Origin of the sequence: Actinomadura madurae, assembly GCF_900115095.1 — a bacterium.
GTDB classification, from domain to species: domain Bacteria; phylum Actinomycetota; class Actinomycetes; order Streptosporangiales; family Streptosporangiaceae; genus Spirillospora; species Spirillospora madurae.
Genome location: NZ_FOVH01000024.1, coordinates 102,658 through 121,776 on the forward strand (window position 1 = coordinate 102,658; position 19,119 = coordinate 121,776).

18 protein-coding genes are annotated in these 19,119 nt (G+C 71.2%); 11 read left to right on the forward strand and 7 right to left on the reverse strand.

Annotated elements, in window-relative coordinates; genetic code table 11:
- The 6 genes from BM339_RS42550 to BM339_RS42575 form a co-directional block, all read right to left on the reverse strand.
- Positions 1 to 801 (reverse strand): cyclase family protein, encoded by an 801-nt coding sequence (locus tag BM339_RS42550; protein ID WP_075024521.1) that lies wholly within the window; start codon positions 799 to 801, stop codon positions 1 to 3.
- A 19-nt stretch (positions 802 to 820) separates the two neighbouring features.
- Complete coding sequence (locus tag BM339_RS42555; protein ID WP_075024522.1) at positions 821 to 1,792, reverse strand: fumarylacetoacetate hydrolase family protein; 972 nt, start codon at positions 1,790 to 1,792, stop codon at positions 821 to 823.
- A gap of 90 nt (positions 1,793 to 1,882) precedes the next feature.
- Positions 1,883 to 3,532, reverse strand: coding sequence for a helix-turn-helix domain-containing protein (locus BM339_RS42560; protein WP_075024523.1), 1,650 nt, complete (start codon positions 3,530 to 3,532; stop codon positions 1,883 to 1,885).
- Positions 3,533 to 3,648: 116 nt separating this feature from the next.
- Positions 3,649 to 4,380, reverse strand: a complete 732-nt coding sequence (locus BM339_RS49290) for a hypothetical protein (protein ID WP_075024524.1) — start codon at positions 4,378 to 4,380, stop codon at positions 3,649 to 3,651.
- Positions 4,381 to 4,397: 17 nt separating this feature from the next.
- Positions 4,398 to 5,039, reverse strand: a complete 642-nt coding sequence (locus tag BM339_RS49295; RefSeq protein ID WP_075024525.1) for a hypothetical protein — start codon at positions 5,037 to 5,039, stop codon at positions 4,398 to 4,400.
- 43 nt (positions 5,040 to 5,082) lie between these two features.
- On the reverse strand, positions 5,083 to 5,919 hold the full coding sequence (locus BM339_RS42575; RefSeq protein ID WP_075024526.1) for a TIGR03620 family F420-dependent LLM class oxidoreductase: 837 nt from the start codon (positions 5,917 to 5,919) through the stop codon (positions 5,083 to 5,085).
- 95 nt (positions 5,920 to 6,014) lie between these two features.
- Between BM339_RS42575 and BM339_RS42580 the strand changes: the two genes are divergently transcribed.
- The 11 genes from BM339_RS42580 to BM339_RS42635 all read left to right on the forward strand — a co-directional run bounded on the left by BM339_RS42580 (position 6,015) and on the right by BM339_RS42635 (position 17,943).
- On the forward strand, positions 6,015 to 6,920 hold the full coding sequence (locus tag BM339_RS42580; RefSeq protein ID WP_021591156.1) for a LysR family transcriptional regulator: 906 nt from the start codon (positions 6,015 to 6,017) through the stop codon (positions 6,918 to 6,920).
- A 55-nt stretch (positions 6,921 to 6,975) separates the two neighbouring features.
- Positions 6,976 to 7,734: a DUF6928 family protein gene (locus tag BM339_RS42585; protein WP_075024527.1), complete on the forward strand. Its 759-nt coding sequence runs from the start codon at positions 6,976 to 6,978 to the stop codon at positions 7,732 to 7,734.
- A gap of 154 nt (positions 7,735 to 7,888) precedes the next feature.
- Positions 7,889 to 8,689: a TetR/AcrR family transcriptional regulator gene (locus BM339_RS42590; RefSeq protein ID WP_075024528.1), complete on the forward strand. Its 801-nt coding sequence runs from the start codon at positions 7,889 to 7,891 to the stop codon at positions 8,687 to 8,689.
- Between the two features lie 173 nt (positions 8,690 to 8,862).
- Complete coding sequence (locus BM339_RS42595) at positions 8,863 to 9,474, forward strand: VOC family protein (RefSeq protein WP_021591153.1); 612 nt, start codon at positions 8,863 to 8,865, stop codon at positions 9,472 to 9,474.
- Positions 9,471 to 9,728, forward strand: coding sequence for a hypothetical protein (locus BM339_RS42600; RefSeq protein ID WP_075024529.1), 258 nt, complete (start codon positions 9,471 to 9,473; stop codon positions 9,726 to 9,728). Before BM339_RS42595 ends, BM339_RS42600 begins: the two co-directional genes overlap by 4 nt.
- The gene (locus tag BM339_RS42605) at positions 9,725 to 10,987 is read left to right on the forward strand and encodes a hypothetical protein (RefSeq protein ID WP_021591151.1); all 1,263 of its coding nucleotides are present in this window, start codon (positions 9,725 to 9,727) and stop codon (positions 10,985 to 10,987) included. The genes BM339_RS42600 and BM339_RS42605 overlap by 4 nt, the downstream gene beginning before the upstream one ends.
- 5 nt (positions 10,988 to 10,992) lie before the next feature.
- Positions 10,993 to 11,565 (forward strand): flavodoxin family protein, encoded by a 573-nt coding sequence (locus BM339_RS42610; RefSeq protein WP_024934388.1) that lies wholly within the window; start codon positions 10,993 to 10,995, stop codon positions 11,563 to 11,565.
- Positions 11,566 to 11,579: 14 nt separating this feature from the next.
- A complete protein-coding gene (locus BM339_RS42615; RefSeq protein ID WP_075024530.1) occupies positions 11,580 to 12,704 on the forward strand; it encodes an FAD-dependent monooxygenase in 1,125 nt (374 codons plus the stop codon).
- Positions 12,705 to 12,734: 30 nt separating this feature from the next.
- The gene (locus tag BM339_RS50985; RefSeq protein ID WP_218163905.1) at positions 12,735 to 15,596 is read left to right on the forward strand and encodes a cytochrome P450; all 2,862 of its coding nucleotides are present in this window, start codon (positions 12,735 to 12,737) and stop codon (positions 15,594 to 15,596) included.
- On the forward strand, positions 15,593 to 16,543 hold the full coding sequence (locus tag BM339_RS42630; protein WP_021591147.1) for a PDR/VanB family oxidoreductase: 951 nt from the start codon (positions 15,593 to 15,595) through the stop codon (positions 16,541 to 16,543). The genes BM339_RS50985 and BM339_RS42630 overlap by 4 nt, the downstream gene beginning before the upstream one ends.
- Before the next feature lie 53 nt (positions 16,544 to 16,596).
- Positions 16,597 to 17,943 (forward strand): MFS transporter, encoded by a 1,347-nt coding sequence (locus BM339_RS42635; protein ID WP_075024531.1) that lies wholly within the window; start codon positions 16,597 to 16,599, stop codon positions 17,941 to 17,943.
- A 15-nt stretch (positions 17,944 to 17,958) separates the two neighbouring features.
- On the opposite strand, the gene BM339_RS42640 is transcribed toward BM339_RS42635, so the two are convergent.
- A partial coding sequence (locus BM339_RS42640; protein ID WP_143118824.1) for a tetratricopeptide repeat protein occupies positions 17,959 to 19,119 on the reverse strand: 1,161 nt, incomplete at its 5' end.

The following is a 19,119-nucleotide window of genomic DNA, read 5'->3' on the forward strand; positions in this document are numbered from 1 at the left end:
TCAGTCGTTGAGGAAAGCGACAACCCGGCAGGGTGAGGCGCTGGTCCTGGGCAGCTTGATCGGGAAGAAGCCGACCTCGAACCCGGCCGGCGGCAGGGCGGCGAGGTTGTCCAGCTGCTGGATGATGAACGCCTCCTTGTCGGCGATGGCGAAGTGCCCGTCCCACAGTTCCCTGGGGTCGCCGGTCTTCTCGTAGGCCGCCTTCATCACCGGGAAGGGGCGGTCCCACGCCATGGCGTCGGTGCCGAGCACGGTCGCTCCCAGGCCCGTCAGGTATCGCGTGCCGTCGCCGCTCATGCCCGGGTAGTTGAAGAACTCGGGGTCCTTCGGCTGGTAGCGCTCCTGGCCGGTGCGCAGCAGCAGCGCGTCGCCCTGCCGGACCTCGCGGCCCGTCGCGGCGATCGCCTGCTCCAGCGCCTCGATCGGGATGGCCTCGCCGGGCCTGGCCCAGGGCCGTACGTCGAGCACCATGCCCGGCCGGTACAGCTCCGACAGATCGATGTCGCTGATGGTGCGCGCCGGCTTGCCCTCGATGAGGCTGCCGCTGTGGAGCGGCGCGTCGACGTGGGTGCCGCAGTGGGTGTTCATCTCCGTGAGCCAGTCCTCGCCCCAGCCCTCCTGGTTCGGCAGGTGCTCGGGCGGGCAGCCGAAGATGTCGGTCATCCGGTCCCTGCCCTCGCCGCCGGGGCGGAGGTAGTGGATCTTCGGTGCGAGGACGGTCTCCAGCGCCTTGTACGCCTCGGGGACGAGCTCGCGGTTGGCCGGATCGAGCGTCCGGGACAGGTCGACGAGTGTGGTCATGGTGGTTGCCTTCCTGACCTCAGTAGGGGAGTTGGACACGGTTGCGCAGGACGCCGATGCCGGAGACCTCGAGCTCGATCTCGTCGCCGTCCTTGAGCTCCTTGCCGATCTCGACCGGGCTGCCGCTCATGACCGTGCCCGTGCCGAGGACCTCGCCGGCGTGGACGGTGCGGCCGAGGCTGAAGTGCGCCACGGCCTCCTCGAAGGAGTGGTGCATCGTCGAGCTGGACCCGTGGGACCACATCTCCCCGTTGACCCGGGCGGTCAGTTCCAGGTCGTAGGGCGAGGTGATCTCGTCCGCGGTGACGATGCACGGGCCGAGGGTGTTGGAGCCGTCGAAGTCCTTGCCGCGCGACGGGCCGAGCTGGGAGCCCATCGCGGTCGACTGCAGGTCCCGGCAGCTCCAGTCGTTGAAGATCGTGTAGCCGAAGATCGCTTCGGCGGCGTCCTCCGCGCCGATGTCCCGGCCGGTCCGGCCGATGACGGCGGCGAACTCCAGCTCGTAGTCGAGCTGGCGCGTCTCCCGCGGGGCGACGATGAGGTCGCCCGGCCCGCTGATCGCGGTGTGGTCGGCGTTGTAGTAGATGACCTGCTGGGAGAACACCTCGGGCGTGTCGTACCGGCCCGTCGCCACCAGCCGCTCGTACTCCGCCTCGGGGTCGTCCGCCGTGGAGGCGAGCTTGCGCGCCATCCCGCGGAACGCGGGCTGCAGATGCTCGATGAACAGCGAGCAGTCACGCAGGCGCACGGGATTCGGCAACGGTGCCTTCAGCGTCACCGTCTCCAGGTCGAAGGCGGCGTCCACCGGGTGCAGCTCGACCAGCTCGGCCGCGTCGGACAGGGCCGGCTCGCCGCCGCGGATGAGATCGAGCATCGAGGCGAAGCGCGGGTCGCCCTTCGAGGCGGACGTCAGGCTGATCGCATACGCGCCCGAACCGTCGATCGCGCCGACGTGGACCTGGCCGTCGGCCGTGAACGTGATGAGCTTCATGGCGTCCTCTCGGTCGGTGGGGTTTCACCGTGCCGAGAGTGACCCGCATCACTCCAGGGCTTGCCGCGCCATCAATTCAGCGCGCCCCTGTCACGCCGTGACATCCTCGTCGACCTCGGAGAACGCGCGGGTGAGCGCGTGCATCCGGAGCGCGGTCTCCAGCCGGTACCGGTGCTCGACGTCACGGACGTCGACGTCGAGCAGTTCCTCGACACGCGCGATCCGGTTGCGCACCGTGTTGTAGTGCACGTGCAGAGCCGAGGCCGTGGCGGGGAGGTGGCGGTCGTTGCTCAGGTAGGCGTGCAACGTCTCCACCAGGTCGGTTCCGCGCTGGTCGTCCGCGTCCAGCAGCGGTCCGAGAGTGTCCCGGACCATCGTGCGCAGATGCCCGAGCGGGACGCTCGCCAGTGGGACGATCCCGAGGTCGTGCGCGGTCAGAACCGGGGACCTGCCCGTGCCGCGCAGCCCGAGTTCGCACGCGGCCCGCGCCTGGTCGTACGACATCGCGTAATCACCGAGGTCCTGGCAGGGGCGGCCCAAGCCGGCGACCAGATCGCGGTACGGGACGCGCGCCAGCACCGATTCCAGCCGGGCGCGAACGTCGGGACCGGGCTCCACCAGCGCCACCAGCCGTCCCGAACGCACCCCGGTCGTGCACCCGGCGAAGGCGCCGGCGAGGACGTCGGCGAGCTGTGAGTCGCGTCCGACGTCGCCGCGCTTGCTGCCGATCACGACGACCTGCCCCTCGTCGGCGGAGAACCCCATGGTGAGGAGCCGCTGCCTGAACGAGTCGGGGTCGGCGATGCGTCCGGTCAGGAGCTGGTCGAGCATCTCCCCGTGGAGCTGCTCGACGGTCCGCTCGTGCTCCCGCAGGCGGAGGAACTGCAGGCGGAACAGGCCGGTCGCGAGCTCGACGGTCGCGGCGGCGACCTCGTCGAGATCCACGACGTCGACGACGGACATGGTCAGGCCGCCGGTTCCCTGGAGCTCGCGCCTCCAGACCACCCTGGGGTTGCCGTCCCCGACGTCCCCCGCCGAGCGGAGCAGCCGGCCGTCACGGTTCCGCAGCTCGACCAGCCCGCCCACCTTGAGAGCCAGAAGGTCCAGCGCAGCGCCGGAGTCCTCCTGCGCGGCGAGACTGCCCGCGAGCACCGCGCATTCGCGCTGCGCGCCGAGCGTCCGCTCGTACTTCAGTTCGGCGACCCGCACCCGCTCCTCGCGCCGGCCGTCGACGTCGAGCTGCCGCAACCGGATCGCCAGGTCCTGGCCGATCCGGTCGAGCACCTGCTGCTCCGCCTCGGCCCACGGATAGGGGCGCCGCTGGGCGGCGTACAGAACGCCGAGCGCCTCGTCGCCCATCAGCAGCGGAACCACGAGCGTCGCCTGGATCCCCTCGTTGTCGATCAGCCGCTTCATCAACGGCACGCGCCGCGAGTCGTGCCGGTAGTCGCGGCTCATGTACGGCCTGCGCTCCGCCGCCACCCGGCCGCCGATACCCTCCCCGACCTTCAGCCGCCACGCCGACGACATCTCGGTCGAGATCAGGCCGGCGTGCGCGCCCATCACCAGGTACTCGCCCTCGATCAGCCCCGCCCAGGACACGGCGCAGCCGAGGGCCTCCACGACGTGGTCCACGGCGATCTGCAGGGCCTGCGTCGCGTCGTTCGCAGCCAGGAGGCGGCGCAGGAAGGCGGCATCGGTCTCCTGCGGGGCATCCGGGAGAATCGACAGAGCAGTCATCAGCCACTCCTGATGTCCTTGAGCCGAAATCAGTGATCTTGTCCGCTGACCGGGATGTGCTGATAAGGGGTTTTCGCAGCTCACCACACATCCGGCGTGCGGTCCAGACCCAGGGTCTAGCTGCCGCTGACCCTGTCCAGGTACACGACGTGATGCGCGAGCAGGAAATGCAAGGCGCCCAGTACCCGAGTCACCACACCTTCGGGGGCGCTTGAGGGGGACGAATCCGGCTCGGCGGCGGCGCCCGCCAGGCGCTCGCAGGTGGCCCAGAGATCGGAGAGATCGCTCCACTGCCACACCAGGTACAGGTCGCGCGGGAGCCGCACCACGGGCTGGTCGGCATAGCCGACACCGAAGCTGGACGGCTCCTCCGCGGTGTTGCCGAAGCCGACCATCAGCGGGCGCAGCCGGTGCCGGCGTGCGAACGCGACGGCGTCGGCCGTCCCCGGCGACGCCTCGACGAGAGCGCCTCGTTCGAGGAGGCGGTCGATCAGCCGGTCAGGCTCGCGATGGCCGTCGGCACGGGCCTGCTCGTCCAGCATCGTCCGAGTCAACGGCCGGCTCTCGGTGCCGTCCGCCGCGCCATGGGTCAGCCGCCAGATCGCGACCTCCTCGTCAGACAGCCTCACCGACCGGTCGGCGATCCGTACTCGGTGACCCTTCGGCTCGACCACCGCGCGAAGCGGACGAGGGTCGGGCAGGGCCATCCCGTCGCCGATGCCCGAGACCGGAGTTTCGTACTCGCGCTCAAGGTAGGCGTTGGGAGCCGGGCGCGCGACATACGTGAGGCCCATCTCATGGCCCACCGGGAAGATGAGCGCGACCCCGTCCCGGCTCGGTTCGATCATGCGGACAAGGTTAGGCGTCACGAAGCCCCGGAGCGTCGCGCTACATCGAGGTACGCGGCCGAGGCCGAGGTGAACAGGTGCAGTGACTTCACCAAGCGCATGAGCACCCGCCGCGGGTCGGTGTGGTCGCGGTCCGTTCCACCTGCCGTGACCTCCACGTCCGCGTACGCCTGGCAGGCCTTCCAGAGGTTGTCGTCGCCGGGTGCCCATTCCCAGATGCTGAACAGGTCGCGCCGGACCCGCAGCACCGGCTCCTCGCCGAACCCGATGCCGTAGAGCCACGGTTCGAGCCTCGTGTTCCCCAGACCGAGCATCAAGGGGTGCAGATGGTAGGCGAGGGCGAACCGATGGGCCGCCTTCCGGTCGGGGACCAGTTCGGCGATCAGGCCGTCGGCGACCAGCCCGTCCACGATCGCCGCGGGGTCGGCGACACCGAGCCGGCGGGCCTCCCGCTCCACCACCCGGCGGGTCCACCCCCGCCGGCCGGGCTCTTCGCCCTTCTTCCCCCGCGCCAGTCTCCACAGTTCGAACCGGCGGCGATCCACCTCGACCAGGTCGCCGCCCCGCCGGATGACGTGTGCTCGCTCCGGGCCGTCCCCGACCTCACCCATGGAGTGGCCGATCGGGAAGATGAGCGGCTGCCTGGTTCCGAAGCGCATGGATACAGGTCACAGAAGCCCCGCAGGGCTTGTCAACGCCCGATCACCCACGGGTCCCCAGCACGGCGTCGGCGGCCGCTCGGAGGGTGGCGACGGGGTCGTCGCCGAGGGGGTAGACGCCGACCTGGTCCGCGCCGGCGTCGAGGTGCGCGATCAGGCCGCGCGCGAGGTCGGCCGGGCCGCCGTGGGCGACCAGCGCGTCGGTGAGGCGGTCGCTACCGGTGCCGGAGAGGTCCGCGTCGGTGAAGCCCAGGCGTCGGAGGTTGCTCGCGTAGTTGGTGACCTGCAACGCCTGCCCGGGCGGTGCGGCCCGGGCGACGGCGCGGGCCCGTTCGGCGTCGGGCTCCGGCAGCGCGAAGTGGCCGGGGAGTACCAGCCTGCCCGCGCCGAGGACCTCCCTTGCCCACCGGGTGTGCTCGGGCGTGACCATGCAGGGGAGGGTGCCCGCGGTGCGGTCGCGGGCCAGCCGCGTCATTCTCGGACCGAGGGCTGCCAGCACCACGCGCTCGGCCGGGACACCGCCCAGCGCCAGTCGATCCAGGTAGGACACGAGGGTGTCATAGGGCGACGCCCACTCGGCGTGGACCTCGCGGTGCCCGATCCCGATGCCGAGAACGAACCGGCCGGGATGCCTGGCGACGATCCGGTGGTAAGAGGCGGCGACGATCTCGGCGTCAGCTGTCCACACGTTGACCACGCTCGTGCCGACCACCAGCCGGGTCGTGGCGTCCAGCAGCTTCTCCGCGAAGGCGAGGTCGGCCGGTGGCGATGCGTCCAGCCAAAGCGTGCCGTAGCCGGCCCTTTCCACGTCCATTGCGCTCTCCGGGCTCACCTCGTGCTCGCGCAGGTGGGCGCCGAGCAGCCCCAGGTCGATGTCCATGTTCCGATCTCAGCGGCACACCCCAACGGAGACCAGAACCAGTTCGGACGCGCTCGATAACCTGAAGGCATCGTCGCAGAACAGGGGGCGGCTCCGTGGAACTGCGCGCACTGCGCTACTTCGTCGCGGTCGCGGACGAACTGCACTTCGGCCGGGCCGCCGAGCGGCTGCACATCGCCCAGCCCGCGGTCAGCAGGCGGATCGCTCAACTGGAACGGGAACTGGGAGTCCGGTTGCTGGACCGCTCACCGCGCCCGGTCCGGCTCACCGCCGCGGGCCACCGGGTGCTCGCCGCGGCGCGTGAGGCGCTCGCCGCCGCGGATCGGGTCAAGGCCGCCGCCGGCGCGCCGGCGGGCATCATGCGCATCGGCACCGCCGCCGGGTTCACCGCCCGCCTGGAACGCGGGATCGACGCGCTGCGCGAGCACCCCTCGGCGCTCGGCGTCGACGTCGAGCTGGTCGACCTGCCACTTTCGGCTCGTCTGGACTCCGTGCGACGAGGGGAGATCGATCTCGCACTGGCCCGAGGGGTGCGTTCGGCGCCCGGGCTGAGGGTGCTGCCGACGTGGACGGAGCAACTGTTCGCGATCGTGTCCGCTCAGCACCGCGCCGCCGGACGCTCGGCGGTCGACCTGGCCGATCTCGCCGTCGGCGAACTGCGGATCCCGTCACGGGACCACGGCCAGTTCCTGCCCGAGGCCGTGGCGGCCGCGATGCGCAAGGCCGGGGTCGAAGCCCGTGTCGCCGGGACCGTCCAGGACACCATCGTCGAGGTCGGTTCCAACCCGCGCAGCTGGACCGTCCTGCCGGCCGACCAGGTCGCGGAGATCCGCTCCGCCCGCGTCCGCGCGATCCCGTTCACCCCCCAGCTGACGACCACCGGCAGCGTCGTCGTCCCGGTCGACCTCCCGCACACCTGCGCCGCCGCCCACCAGACGGCCTTCGGAGATTCAGGGGTCCCCGAGCCATCGGTCGGCCGGGATGTCAGGGCCGCCCCATAGAGTCACCGGGCACGTGCAGGGGCAGGTGCCTGCACATGGAGGCGTGAGGGGCGGCATGGGAGCGAAGACGGCGTTGCTCGCCTTCACCGAAGGCGACATTCGTTCGGCACTGGCCGGGGCATCGCAGTCGGATCGGACCGCGACCGAGAACCTGGTCCGGAAGATTCATCCGGGGTATGCGGTCGAGGCGATCGAGGACGGCACTCTCGACTACACCTATCCGCCCGACGACGTGACCTACGCGCTCACCCTGCCCGGGACGGAATTGGTCATCGACCGCAGGCTCGTCCACGATTATCCGTCGGAACTGCCTGAACATCTGCGGCGGCTCGGCGCGGGACGCCGGATCGTCATGCACGGGATGCATTCGGTCGTCGACTGGCTCGCGTTCGCGGTCTGGGAGGACGGGAAGCTGGTGCGGTCGCTGAGCTTGTCCCCGGACAGCGGAATCATGGAGAACATCGGGGAACCCTTCGATTTCGAGCGGCCGTACTGGGCGGGAGAACGCCCCGTCGGACCGGACCCGGTCTTCGACGACGAGGGCCCGTATCCACTGCCGTTCCATCCGCTGGAAATGGGCGAGGACGCTTTGCGCGCCCTGTTCGGTTTCGTGATCGAAGGCCGCATCGAAGCCGATGACATCGACAGCGATGAGATCCCTGTGCTCGGGTTCCGGGTGACCGACCCGACGGGACGTGAACAGGCCGAGCGTGAAGCCGCCTACGCCGAAGTGGTCGCGAACATGGGCGAGCCCAGAATATTCGAGCCGGGCCCGGACGGGACGATGCGAGAGATCAGCTTCGACGACCTCTGACCCCGTCACCGGAGTCGGCTCGCCGAAGGGACGCCGACCGCATTCCGTGATCGCATCCTCACGGCCAACGTCATGGCGTGTCCCGCGAGAGATCGGCCTTCGCGTGCGGGTGCGCGGCCCGCGGCTAGGGTGGCGCAAGGCTGGAACGGCGCACATGACGGCTCGCGACCGAGGGGTGGACGTGGTGACGGCGGAGGGTTCCCAGGCGCAGGGGCGGTCCGATGGCCGCGCCGAGTCCCGTCGGGGCGCGGCGCCCCGGCGCAAGCTGCTGATGAGCGAGATCGTCGACCAGGCCATGCGCCTGTTCGCCGAACGCGGCTACGAAGGGACCACGCTGCAGGACGTCGCGGACGCGGTCGGGCTGAGCCGTCCCAACCTCTACAACTACGTCAAGAGCAAGGAAGAGCTGCTCGTCGCGATGGTCACGGCGACGACCGAGAGCGCGGTGAGCTCGTTGCGGGAGGTCCGGCAACGGACCGATCTCGACCCGACGGAGAAGCTGCGCATGCTCGTGCGCGACCTGGTCATGCGCCGCGCCGAGCAGCCGACGCAGTTCCGGACGCTCGACCGCAGCGAGCAGGCGCTCCCCCGGGAGATCGCGGAGAAGCACCTTGAGGGCCGGCGGGCCGTCCTGCACGAGGTCACGGCCGTCATCGAGGAGGGGGTGAGGGCCGGCCGCTTCCGCCCGGTCGACGCGCGCATCACCGCCCTGTCGATCATCGGCATGTGCAACTGGGTGGCCTGGTGGTTCCATCCGTCCCCGGGCCATCCCGCCGAGCCGGTGGCCGAGCAGATCGCGGCGAACGCGGTGGCGATGGTGGTCCGCGAGGCCGGGCGCGCTCCCGAGGCGCCGCCGACCCCGCTCGGGGCGGTGGCGCTGCTCCAGCAGGACATCGATCACCTGACCCGCCTCCTCGGCGCGCAGACCGGGCGAGGGGACGTCCCGCCCGGCTAGTCCCGAGCCCTTCGGATGCCGACCGGCTCCCGCGGTGCGCGCGGGAGCCGGTCTTCGTGCTGCTCGGGGCACTGTCATGCATCGAACGATACATAAGCGTCAGAATATTGACGAGTGCGCCAGATCACCTCTACGCTCGGCGGCACAGAGCACGTCGCGAGAGGAGTACGCAGATGCCGTCCCCGGAGCGAGACCCGCTTGCGCACACGGTGCGGGGCGTCGACCATGCGGCGTTCCCCACCTTTGACCCGCGGTCGACGATCACCTTCTACCGGGACGTCCTCGGCTTCCCGGTTGTGCATGCGACCTGCGCGCTCGGATGGGGGCCCGGGGACCACCCGGACTTCATCCACTTCTTCTTCGACATCGGCAACGGCGACCGGCTGGCGTTCTTCTACTACTTCGGAGTGGAGCCCTACCGGGACGCCGAGATCCCCGATCTGCTCCGCCGCGCCCGGCACCTCGCGATCCACGTCGACGGTGAGGACGACCTCCTGGAGTACCGGCGCCGGCTGGACGCGAGCGACTGGCCGTGCGAGCTGCAGGTGCGGCACGAGACGGTCGAGTCGATCTACGTCACCGACCCCAACGGGTACCTGATGGAGATCACCCGTCCGCTGCGGGCGATCACCCCCGAAGACGATGTGGACGCCGGCCTCAGCGTGGACGCGCTCATGGAGGTCGCGGGCGAGCCCGAGCCCTCCCTGGAGAAGTTCTTCGCGCGCAAGGCGAAGCTGATCGCGGAGCGGTACGAGGCCGAGCCGGAGATGGTGACGTTCGCATGACCACCCTGTTCGTCCTCGACGTCGACGACTTCCGTCCGCTGGCCGAGGTCGCCGGGAAGGATCCGGACGTGACCGTCCGGCGGCGCGGGCCCTACTTCGAGGTCACCGCGCCCGGCCCGATCCGCATCGGGCGCGACGCCACGGGGTGCCGCAACGCCGTCTGGTACAGCTCGGTCGCCGCCGTCACGGACGGCCGGGTGAGCCGTTGGGACGGGGCGGAACTGGTGATCGAGCCCGCCGGGAGCGCGGGATGAACCCCCTGGCGGTGGACCGGCTCGGTGCGGGCCGGGACGTCCAGACGGCGGAGGCGCCGCCCGGCGTCACGGTGAGCACGCACCAGCTCACCACCTTCGACGGCGCCAAGGTCGAGGGAGTGCTGTACGCCCTCGTCGGCGCGGCGGCGGTGGTCACCTTGATGCACCCGCGTCAATCGATGACCCACCATCCGATGATCCCGCTGCTCCTGCGGGGCGGCGTCTCGGTCTGGACTCAAGGCACCCGCTCGCCCAACAACGACATCGCCCTGGTCCACGAGCAGGCGCTGCTGGACGCGGCGGCGGGGCACGTGTTCCTCCGCGACGCCGGGTTCGAGGCGGTGCTGACCTTCGGCCACTCCGGCGGCGGAACGCTGTCGGCCTTCTATATCGAGCAGGCCTCCCTAGAGCCCGAGCTCCGACTGGACGTGACACCCGCCGGCAGGCCGATCGGCCTCGCGGGCGCGCGGATGCCCGTCCCGGACGGCGCGATCTTTCTCGCGCCGCACCCGGGCCAGGGACAGGTGCTGCTGCACTGCGTCGACCCGTCCGTCACGGACGAGTCGGACCCGATGTCGGTGGATCCCGCGCTGGACATGTACGCGCCGCGGAACGGGTTCGCCGAGCCGCCGGAGCCGAGCCGCTACGACAGGGAGTTCCTCCGCGCGTACCGCGCGGCCCAGAGGGAGCGGATCGCCCGGATCGACGCCCGCGCCGTCGCGCTCGCCGCCGAGGCCTCGCGGTCCCGTGCCCGCTTCGCCCGCACGAAGGATCCCGCCGACCGGCGGACCGGCCTCGCCCCGAGGATCATCACCACCTACCGGACCGACGCCGACCCCTGCTACGTCGATCCTTCGATCGATCCGAACGACCGGCACTACGGCTCGCTGTTCGGCCGTCGCCCGGATCTGACCAACTACGGTCTGGTGGGCTTCGGCAGGCTGACCACTCCCGACGCGTGGTTGTCGACCTGGTCGGCGAACCACACCAACGCCGACTTCGCGCGGTGCGCGGCCGGGGTGCGGCTGCCGACGCTCTACCTGGAGTTCAGCGGCGACCAGGCCGCGCTTCCCACCGTCAGCGCCCGCATGTTCGAGGCGCTGGCCGGGCAGGACAAGGTCCGCCGCATCGTCCGGGGCCAGCACTTCGGCCAGCCCGTCGCGGAGGGCGAGCCCACGGGGTACGCCGCCGCCGCCGTCCACATCGACCGCTGGCTGGCCGGCCGTTTCGCCACCGCACCACAGCAGAGAACGAGGTGAAGGACGTGGGCTCCATCGGAGTCGTCTACGACAGCGGCTACGGCCATACCGCCGCGCAGGCCAGGGCGGTCGGAGAGGGCGCCGCCTCGGTCCCGGGCGCCGAGGTCGCGCTGTACTTCGCCGAGGAGGTCGCCGCCGACCCCGGCCGGCTCGACCGCTGCGACGCGCTGATCTTCGGCACCCCGACCTACATGGGCAGCGGCTCGGCGGTGTTCAAGACGTTCATGGAGGCCAGCGCGAAGATCTGGCTGGACCAGGGCTGGAAGGGCAAGCTCGCCGCGGGGTTCACCAACTCCAGCGGCCACTCCGGGGACAAGCTCAACACCCTCACCCAGCTCTGGCTCTTCGCCATGCAGCACGGGATGGTCTGGGTCGGGCTCGGCCTGCTGGACGGCAACGGGCGCAGCACCGGGTCGGACTCCGCGCTGAACCGCCTCGGCGCCTACGCCGGAGCCATGGCGCAGTCCAACTCGGACCAGGGTCTGGAAGGCATGCGGGACAGCGACCTGCGAACGGCGTCGGCACTGGGCGAGCGCGTCGCGCGCTACGCCGCATCGTGGCGGGAGGGCGGACGGTGAACCCGGGAAGGCCGATGAGGATCCTGGTGGTCGGCGGCGGGCCCGCGGGCCTGTTCTTCTCGATCATCGCCAAGCGAGCGGTCCCGGCCGCCGCGATCCACGTCAGGGAGCGGAACCCGCAAGGGGTGACGTACGGCTGGGGCGTGTCGATCAGCGAGAGCGCGGCCGACGCGCTCCGGCCCGCCGCGCCGGACGTGATCGAGGCGTTTACCACCGACACCCGCCACGATCGGATGGTCCTCAGCCTGGACGGCGTCGACGTGCCGGTCCAGGTCGGCCGCAGCCACCTCAACGCCCGCTGGTCGCTCCTGGCCACGCTGGAGAGGTTCGCCCTCGCGGCCGGGGTGACGATCGAGCACGAGCGCGACACGGCCGTGACCGAGGACGACCTGGCCGACTGGGATCTCGTGATCGGCGCCGACGGCGTCAACAGCCGGACCCGCGAGCGCTTCGCCGAGCATTTCCTGCCCAGCGTCGAGCTCGGCGGCAACTGGCTGGCCTGGTACGGCACCCCCAAGCCCTACCCGCCGTCGATCATCCTCAAGAACAGCGAGTACGGGACGCTGATGGTCCACGCGTCCCGGTTCTCATCCGACATGAGCAACTTCACGGTCGAGGTCGGCCGGGAGACGTTCGACCGGCTCGGGTTCGCCGACATGACCGAGGACGAGTCCCGGGAGCTGTGCGAGCGGCTCTTCGCCGACGCGCTGGACGGCGCGCCACTGCGGAGCGACCACTCCCCGTGGTTCCAGACGAAGTTCGTCGGCTGCGCGCGGTGGTCCCACCGCAACCTCGTGCTGATCGGGGACGCCCTGCACACCGTCCACCCGTCGATCGGGTCGGGCACCCGGTTCGCGATGCGCGACGCCGTCTACCTCACGCAGGCGCTGGCCGGCGCGGGATGGGACGTCGAGACCGGGCTCAAGGAGTTCGAACGGGTGCGCAAGCCCGTCGCGGACGCCTTCCAGACCGCCGCCAAGCGGAGCATCGCCTGGTACGAGGGGCTCCCTTCCCGCACCGTCACCCACCCCACGAAGTTCGCGCTCGAATACCTGATGCGCACGGGCCGGGTCTCCTACCGGGACTTCCGGCGGGAGAACCGAGAGGTCGTCCTCGGCTATGAGCGCGACCTGCGCTGACCACGCCCGGCGCCGCAAAGGAGAGACATGATGAGGCTTGCTTCCGACCATTCCGAGAAGATCGTCCTCTATCCGGCCGAGGAGCAGGCCCGCTACGTCCGCGAAGGCCTGTGGGAATCGCCCACCATCGCCGAGCACCTGCACCTCATGGCGCGGGAACACGGCGACCGGGACGCGCTGGTCTGCGGCGACGCCCGGCTGACCTTCGCGGAGCTGGACCGCGTCACCGACCGGCGCGCCGCGGGGCTCCATCGGCTCGGGCTGGAACCGGGCGGAGCGGTCCTGCTCCAGGTGCACAACACCGTCAACACCGTGATCGCCTGGTACGCGCTGCTCAAGGCCGGACTCGTGCCCGTGTGCACGCTGCCGCTGCACCGCGGGCACGAGATCGGCGAGATCGCGCGGCAGACCCGCCCGGTCGCGCACCTGGTCGCGGCCCGCGATCCCCGCTTCGACCTCGTCGGCTTCGCCTTCAGGCAGGCCGAGGCGGCCGGCGTGGAGCGCACGGTCCTGGTCTCGGACGGCCGGGCCGACGACCCCCGGGCCGTCGAACTGGACGGGCTGGGGGACGACATCGACGGCTCCGAAGCCCGCCGGACCGTCGAGGGCATCCAGGCCGGGCTCGGCATGCAGTCGCTCGCGGTGTTCCAGCTCTCCGGCGGCACCACCGGAGTGCCCAAGGTGATCCCGTGCCTCCAGGCCCCCTACTGGCACTACGGTGCGAGCCTCGCCCGCGCCATGGGATGGGGGCCCGGGGACCGCGTCGCGTACATGATGCCGATCGTGCACAACGCGGGCGTCATCATCGGTCTGCAAGGCCCGCACAGCGTGGGGGCGACCCTCGTCCTCGGAGTTCCCGACGCCTCGGCCGCGCTCGACCTCGTCGTCCGGAACGGGGCGACGGACGTCCTGCTCGGTCCGTTCGCCTTCGACCTGGCCCTGGACCCGGACCTGGCCGCCGCCACCACGCTGCGGCGGGTGCTGTTCAGCGGCAAGAAGGTGCCCGGCCGGCACATGGCGGCGCTGGAGGCGCGGGGGATCTGGGGCGGGCAGATCTTCGGGATGAGCGAGGGACTCTGCCTCACCACCCCGCCCGGCTTCCCGCCCGAGGCCCGCGCGGCGAGCGTCGGGGTGCCGATCTCGCCCGCGGACGAGATCCGGCTGTACGAGCCCGGGACCGAGAAGGAGGTCGCGCCCGGCGAGGTGGGCGAGCTCTGCGCCCGGGGCCCGTACACCCTGCACGGCTACTACGACGCGGCCGAGCATGACCGGCGGGCCTTCACCGCCGACGGGTTCTACCGCACCGGTGACCTCATGGCGGAGCGGACGATCGCCGGCGTCCGGTGCTACACCGTCGAGGGGCGGGTCAAGAACATGATCAGCCGCGGCGGAGAGAAGATCAACACCGAGGAGATCGAGCTCCTCCTCGGCTCCCACGACGCGATCGCCGAGGCCGCCCTGGTGGCGATGCCGGACGAACGACTGGGCGAGCGGGCCTGCGCCTTCGTCGTGACCCGGGACGGCCGCGAGATCGACCTCGCGGAGGTCCGCGCCCACTTCGAACGCCTCGAAGTCGCGAAGTACAAGTGGCCGGAGCGGATCGTCGTGCTGCCCGAGATGCCGCGGGTCAGCCAGGTCGGCAAGATCGACCGCCGCCGCCTGCGGGAGATCGCCGAAACGCTCGGGAGCGAGCGGGGAGGAGCCGTCATGACCACCGGGGATCCCGCCTTCGACCACCTCGACAGGACCCTGTCCGCCGAGGACGTCCGCCGGGCTCACGCGGAGATGCGCGAGGCCTGCCCCGTCGTGCACAGCGACCGGCACGGCGGATTCGACTTCCTGACCCGCTACGGCGACGTCCGCGCCGCGCTGACCGACACGGGGTCGTTCTCCTCGGCGGACGGTGTGCACATCCCGCCCAGCCGGCTGCTGCCGCCGGTCCCCGCACTGGAGTTCGACGAGCCCGAGCACGCCCAGTGGCGCAGGGTCCTCGACGGTCCGCTGACCCCGCGCGCCGTGCGGGCCTTCGAACCGGTCATCACCGAGATCGTCGACCTGCTGATCGACGATTTCGCGACCGCCGGCCAGGCCGACCTGGTCTGCCGGCTGACCGAGCCGCTGCCCGCCATCGTGATCGGGCGGATGATCGGCCTCGACCAGGCCGAGGCGGTGCGCGCCCGCGGCATCGCGGCGGCGCTGTTCGCCGCCATGGGCACGGACGAGTTCCCGGCACGGTTCGCGGAGTTCTCCGAGCACACCCGGCGCTGGCTGGCCGACCGGCGCGAGAACCCCCGCGACGACATGCTCACCGAGATGGCCGGTGGTGTGGTGCAGGGCAAGGAGATCGACGAGGCCGGCGCCACCGGGCTGCTGCTGGCGTACATCGTCGGCGGCCACCATTCGACGGGCTCGGCCCTCGGCGGTCTCATCCGGCACGTGCTGACCGTCCCGGGCCTGCGCGACGGCCTCCTCGCCGACCGGCGCGGGCTGCCGCGCGTGATCGAGGAGAGCCTGCGGCTGACCACGCCCCTGCAGCTGTTCGCGCGCACGCTCCGCTGCCCGGTCCGGGTCGGCGACCGGGACCTCGCCGAGGGCGGTCGCGTCCTGCTCGACCTCGCGGCCGCCAACAGGGATCCGCGGGAATTCGGCGACCCGGAGGAGTTCGACCCGCGCCGAACCCGGAACCGGCACGTCAGCTTCGGGGCCGGACCCCACGTCTGCCAAGGCCAGCACCTCGCCCGAGCCGAACTCCGGATCACCCTCACCCGCCTCCTCGACCGGCTGCCGGACCTCCGCCTCGACGGGGAGCCGGTCGAGACCGGGCTGGTCGGCGGATCCCTGATGACCCACGCCGCGCTGCCCGTGGCCTTCACGCCGGAAAACGCCGGATGAGCGGTTCGAGCGAGTTCCGCCTCGCCGTCGGCAGGCGAACGACCGTCGCGCTCGGCGTGGTCGAGTTCGAACTGCACCCGGTCGACGGCGATGAGCTGCCGTCATGGCGTCCCGGTGCCCACATCGACGTCGTGACGGGGACCGGGATCGTCCGCCAGTACTCGCTGTGCGGTGACCCCGGCGATCGCACGAGCTACAGGATCGCCGTCCTGCGGCAGGACGACGGCCGGGGCGGATCGGCGTGGCTGCACGAGCGGCTCCATGAAGGCGACCGGATCGCCGTCAGCAGCCCCCGCAACCACTTCCCCCTGGAGGCGGGCACCCGCTACGTGTTCCTGGCGGGCGGGATCGGGATCACACCGCTGCTGACCATGATCCGCAGGGTGGCCGCGGACGGTGCCGACTGGTCACTGCACTACGGCGGCAGGACGCGGGCGTCCATGGCCTACGCCGACGACCTCCGGGCCATCGGCGCGAGCCGGGTGCGCCTGCACCCCTTCGACGAGTGCGGTCTGATCGACCTCGACTCCGCGCTCGCGGACGCGGGACCGGAGACCTCCGTCTACTGCTGCGGACCGGAGCCGCTGATCCGCGCGGCCGAATCGATGTGCGCGCGCCGCGGGACGCGGTTGCGAACGGAACGGTTCTCGCCGAAGGAGATCGACTCCTCGCGGTCCGACGCGCCGTTCACGGTGCGCATCGCCTCGACCGGGGCCGAGCTTGTGGTGCCCGCCGGCCGGTCGATCGTCGACGTGCTGCTGGAGGCGGACGTCGACGTGCTCACCTCGTGCGAGGAAGGCACCTGCGGCACCTGCGAGACGGCCGTGCTGGACGGCCGTCCGGACCACCGCGACTCCGTGTTGACCGAGGAAGAGCAGGCGGCGGGCGACCGGATCCTGCTCTGCGTCTCGCGGTCTCGCACACCCCGGCTCGTACTCGACCTCTGACCGACGCGCCGACCGGGGCGAGGCGCGGCCATCACATCTCCGAGAGGACAACCATGTCCCACCCCAGTTCTTCAGGCGGGCCGACCCGTCCCTGGCGCGTGGCCGTGGCCGGGCTGATCGGCACGACCATCGAGTGGTACGACTTCTTCATCTACGCCCTCGCGGCGACGCTCGTCTTCGCCCCGCAGTTCTTCCCCAGCGCCTCGACCCTGGCCAGCAACCTCGCCGCGCTGTCGACCTTCGCCATCGGCTTCGTCGCCCGACCGGTCGGCGGCGCGCTCATCGGCCACTTCGGGGACCGGGTGGGACGCAAGCGCATGCTCGTGCTGTCCCTCCTAATCATGGGCGTCGGCACCGCCCTCATCGGGCTGCTGCCGACCTATGCCACGATCGGCGTCGCCGCCCCGATCGTGCTCGTCCTGGTCCGCCTCGCCCAGGGACTCGCCGTCGGCGGTGAATGGGGCGGTGCGACCCTGCTCGCCCTTGAGCACGCCCGCACCCCCGCCCAGCGCACCCTGTTCAGCTCGCTGCCGCAGGTCGGGCTGCCGCTCGGCGTCGTCCTGTCAAGCCTCGCCTTCCTGCTGGTCCGGCTCGGCTTCGGAGACGCGGGGTTCGTCGACTGGGGATGGCGCATCCCCTTCCTGGCCAGTGCCGTGCTGGTCGCCGTCGGTCTCGTGATCAGGCTCAAGCTGGACGAGAGCCCCGAGTTCGAGCACGCCCGCCGACGGCGCACCGTGCGCCGGGCGCCGATCATCGACGTGCTGCGCGCCCCACGGATCTGGGTGCCCGCTTCCGGCATCACCATCGGCAGCTCCACGCTGGGGAACCTCCTGCTCGCCTTCATGCTGAGCCACGCCTCCCGAGCGCAGTTGTTCAGCGCGTCGACGATGCTCACGGTCACGATCGTGGCGGCTCTCCTCTGGAGCGCGACCCTGCCTCTCGCGGCCCTGCTCGCCGGTCGCGTCGGACGCAAGCGCCTCCTCATCTCGGGGAGCGTGTGCCTGATCGTCTGGGCGTACCCCTACTTCGCGTTGGTGGAGTCCCAGTCCCGCGCGGCTCTGTTCATCGGGACCATCGTCGCCGCGCTGTGCATCGCCGTGGTCACGGGCCCGTACGGCGCCTACCTCAGCGAGGCGTTCCCCACCGAGATCCGGTACAGCGGCGCGTCGGTCGCCTACGGCATCGGCGGCGTGCTCGGCGGCGCGATCGCGCCCATCGTCGCCACCCTGCTCGTCACCTCGACCGGCGGTCTCGTCGCCGTCGCGGGCTATGTCGCCCTCGCGTCCCTGGTCAGCCTGGTCGCCGTGCTGACCCTCCGCAGCCCGCACCCGGAGGAGTGGGCGGCCCGGGGACGCGTCGGTCCCGCCGCCGGCGCGGTCCAGGACAAGGCGGAAGCGTAGATCCCGGCACCCGGCCTAGGATCGTCGGCCGTTCGCTTCACGCGTGAGCCGGCCGTCCAGTGTTCTCACGCCGTCGTCGTGGGAGATCTCGCGGAACAGTTCGCGGGCTTCCAGCCAGACGGTCCTGGCCGTGCGGTGGTCGCCGGCGGCGTCGTGGGCGTCGCCGAGGACGCTGAGCGTTCGTGCCAGGTAGGGGATCGAGCCGCGGGTCCGCCAGACCCGGACCGAGCGTTCGAGGGTGGCGATGGCGGCGGGCGGGTCGCCTTCGGCCAGGTCCAGCTGCCCGAGAACGCTCAGCGCGTCGGCGAGATGATGACCGAAGTTGCCGTGCTCGCTGTGGGCCAGCGTCAGTTCGGCGGTCGCCCTGGCCCGTTCGTCGCCCGTCGCGGCGAACAGCTTCGAGAGGTAGAGCAGCGAGAACGTCTCGTGATAGCGGTAGTTCAGCCGCCGCGCCATGTCCAAGGAGCGTTCCAGCAGTTCCCGGCCGCCCTCGATGTCACCGCAGAACGCTTTCGCCGCGCCGAGGAACTGGGTGATCGTCGTGGTGTAGTGGGCGTTGCCGAGCGCCTCGGCGACCTTCGTCGCCTGTTCCAGGACCGCGTGCGCCGCCTGGGGGTCGTCCTCGCCGTGGATGATCGCCATCACGTGGTAGGCCCGCGCCTGGCCGCCGAGGTAATCCGCGTCGGCCGCCGTCCGCAGAGCGCTTTCCGCCAGGGCGAGCGCCTGGGCACCACCGTTGCCGTCGGCCGTCAGGCTCCAGGCCAGGGTCGCCAGGGCGTCGGAGATCCCGATCGGATCATTCAGCGCGGTGGACAGGTCGAGGAGCTGCGAAGCGCCGTCCCTCATCCGTGTCATCGCGGGTCCGGGGCCCGCCGGGGCCGTCCAGGTGGTGACCTCCAGAAGACCGCGCATCAGCACGGCCTCGCCGAGCTTGTCGCCGGTTTCGCGGCAGAGCGCGAGCGCCTGTTCGTGCATGCGCTGCCAGCCGTCGTACAGGCCCCGCACGTTGAGGTAGGTCTCGGTGGATCCTGCGAGGTCCCAGGCGAGCTGGGTCAGGCGTGCCTCGCACGCTTGGGCGACCCCCGCCATCAGGGCGGTGTGCTCCGCACCGAACCAGGCCATCGGGTCGGCCAGCAGCGGGCCGGAGACCGCCGCGGGCGGCCGCCAGCGCGGCGC

What these genes read in the sequence shown, in the direction of transcription:
- BM339_RS42615 (WP_075024530.1), top strand. Translation starts at nt 11,580, where the DNA reads ATGAGGATCCTGGTGGTCGGCGGCGGGCCCGCGGGCCTGTTCTTCTCG.
- BM339_RS50985 (WP_218163905.1), top strand. Translation starts at nt 12,735, where the DNA reads ATGAGGCTTGCTTCCGACCATTCCGAGAAGATCGTCCTCTATCCGGCC.
- BM339_RS42550 (WP_075024521.1), bottom strand. Translation starts at nt 801, where the DNA reads ATGACCACACTCGTCGACCTGTCCCGGACGCTCGATCCGGCCAACCGC.
- BM339_RS42555 (WP_075024522.1), bottom strand. Translation starts at nt 1,792, where the DNA reads ATGAAGCTCATCACGTTCACGGCCGACGGCCAGGTCCACGTCGGCGCG.
- BM339_RS42600 (WP_075024529.1), top strand. Translation starts at nt 9,471, where the DNA reads ATGACCACCCTGTTCGTCCTCGACGTCGACGACTTCCGTCCGCTGGCC.
- BM339_RS42590 (WP_075024528.1), top strand. Translation starts at nt 7,889, where the DNA reads ATGACGGCTCGCGACCGAGGGGTGGACGTGGTGACGGCGGAGGGTTCC.
- BM339_RS49295 (WP_075024525.1), bottom strand. Translation starts at nt 5,039, where the DNA reads ATGCGCTTCGGAACCAGGCAGCCGCTCATCTTCCCGATCGGCCACTCC.
- BM339_RS42630 (WP_021591147.1), top strand. Translation starts at nt 15,593, where the DNA reads ATGAGCGGTTCGAGCGAGTTCCGCCTCGCCGTCGGCAGGCGAACGACC.
- BM339_RS42575 (WP_075024526.1), bottom strand. Translation starts at nt 5,919, where the DNA reads ATGGACATCGACCTGGGGCTGCTCGGCGCCCACCTGCGCGAGCACGAG.
- BM339_RS42560 (WP_075024523.1), bottom strand. Translation starts at nt 3,532, where the DNA reads ATGACTGCTCTGTCGATTCTCCCGGATGCCCCGCAGGAGACCGATGCC.
- BM339_RS49290 (WP_075024524.1), bottom strand. Translation starts at nt 4,380, where the DNA reads ATGATCGAACCGAGCCGGGACGGGGTCGCGCTCATCTTCCCGGTGGGC.
- BM339_RS42635 (WP_075024531.1), top strand. Translation starts at nt 16,597, where the DNA reads ATGTCCCACCCCAGTTCTTCAGGCGGGCCGACCCGTCCCTGGCGCGTG.
- BM339_RS42605 (WP_021591151.1), top strand. Translation starts at nt 9,725, where the DNA reads ATGAACCCCCTGGCGGTGGACCGGCTCGGTGCGGGCCGGGACGTCCAG.
- BM339_RS42585 (WP_075024527.1), top strand. Translation starts at nt 6,976, where the DNA reads ATGGGAGCGAAGACGGCGTTGCTCGCCTTCACCGAAGGCGACATTCGT.
- BM339_RS42595 (WP_021591153.1), top strand. Translation starts at nt 8,863, where the DNA reads ATGCCGTCCCCGGAGCGAGACCCGCTTGCGCACACGGTGCGGGGCGTC.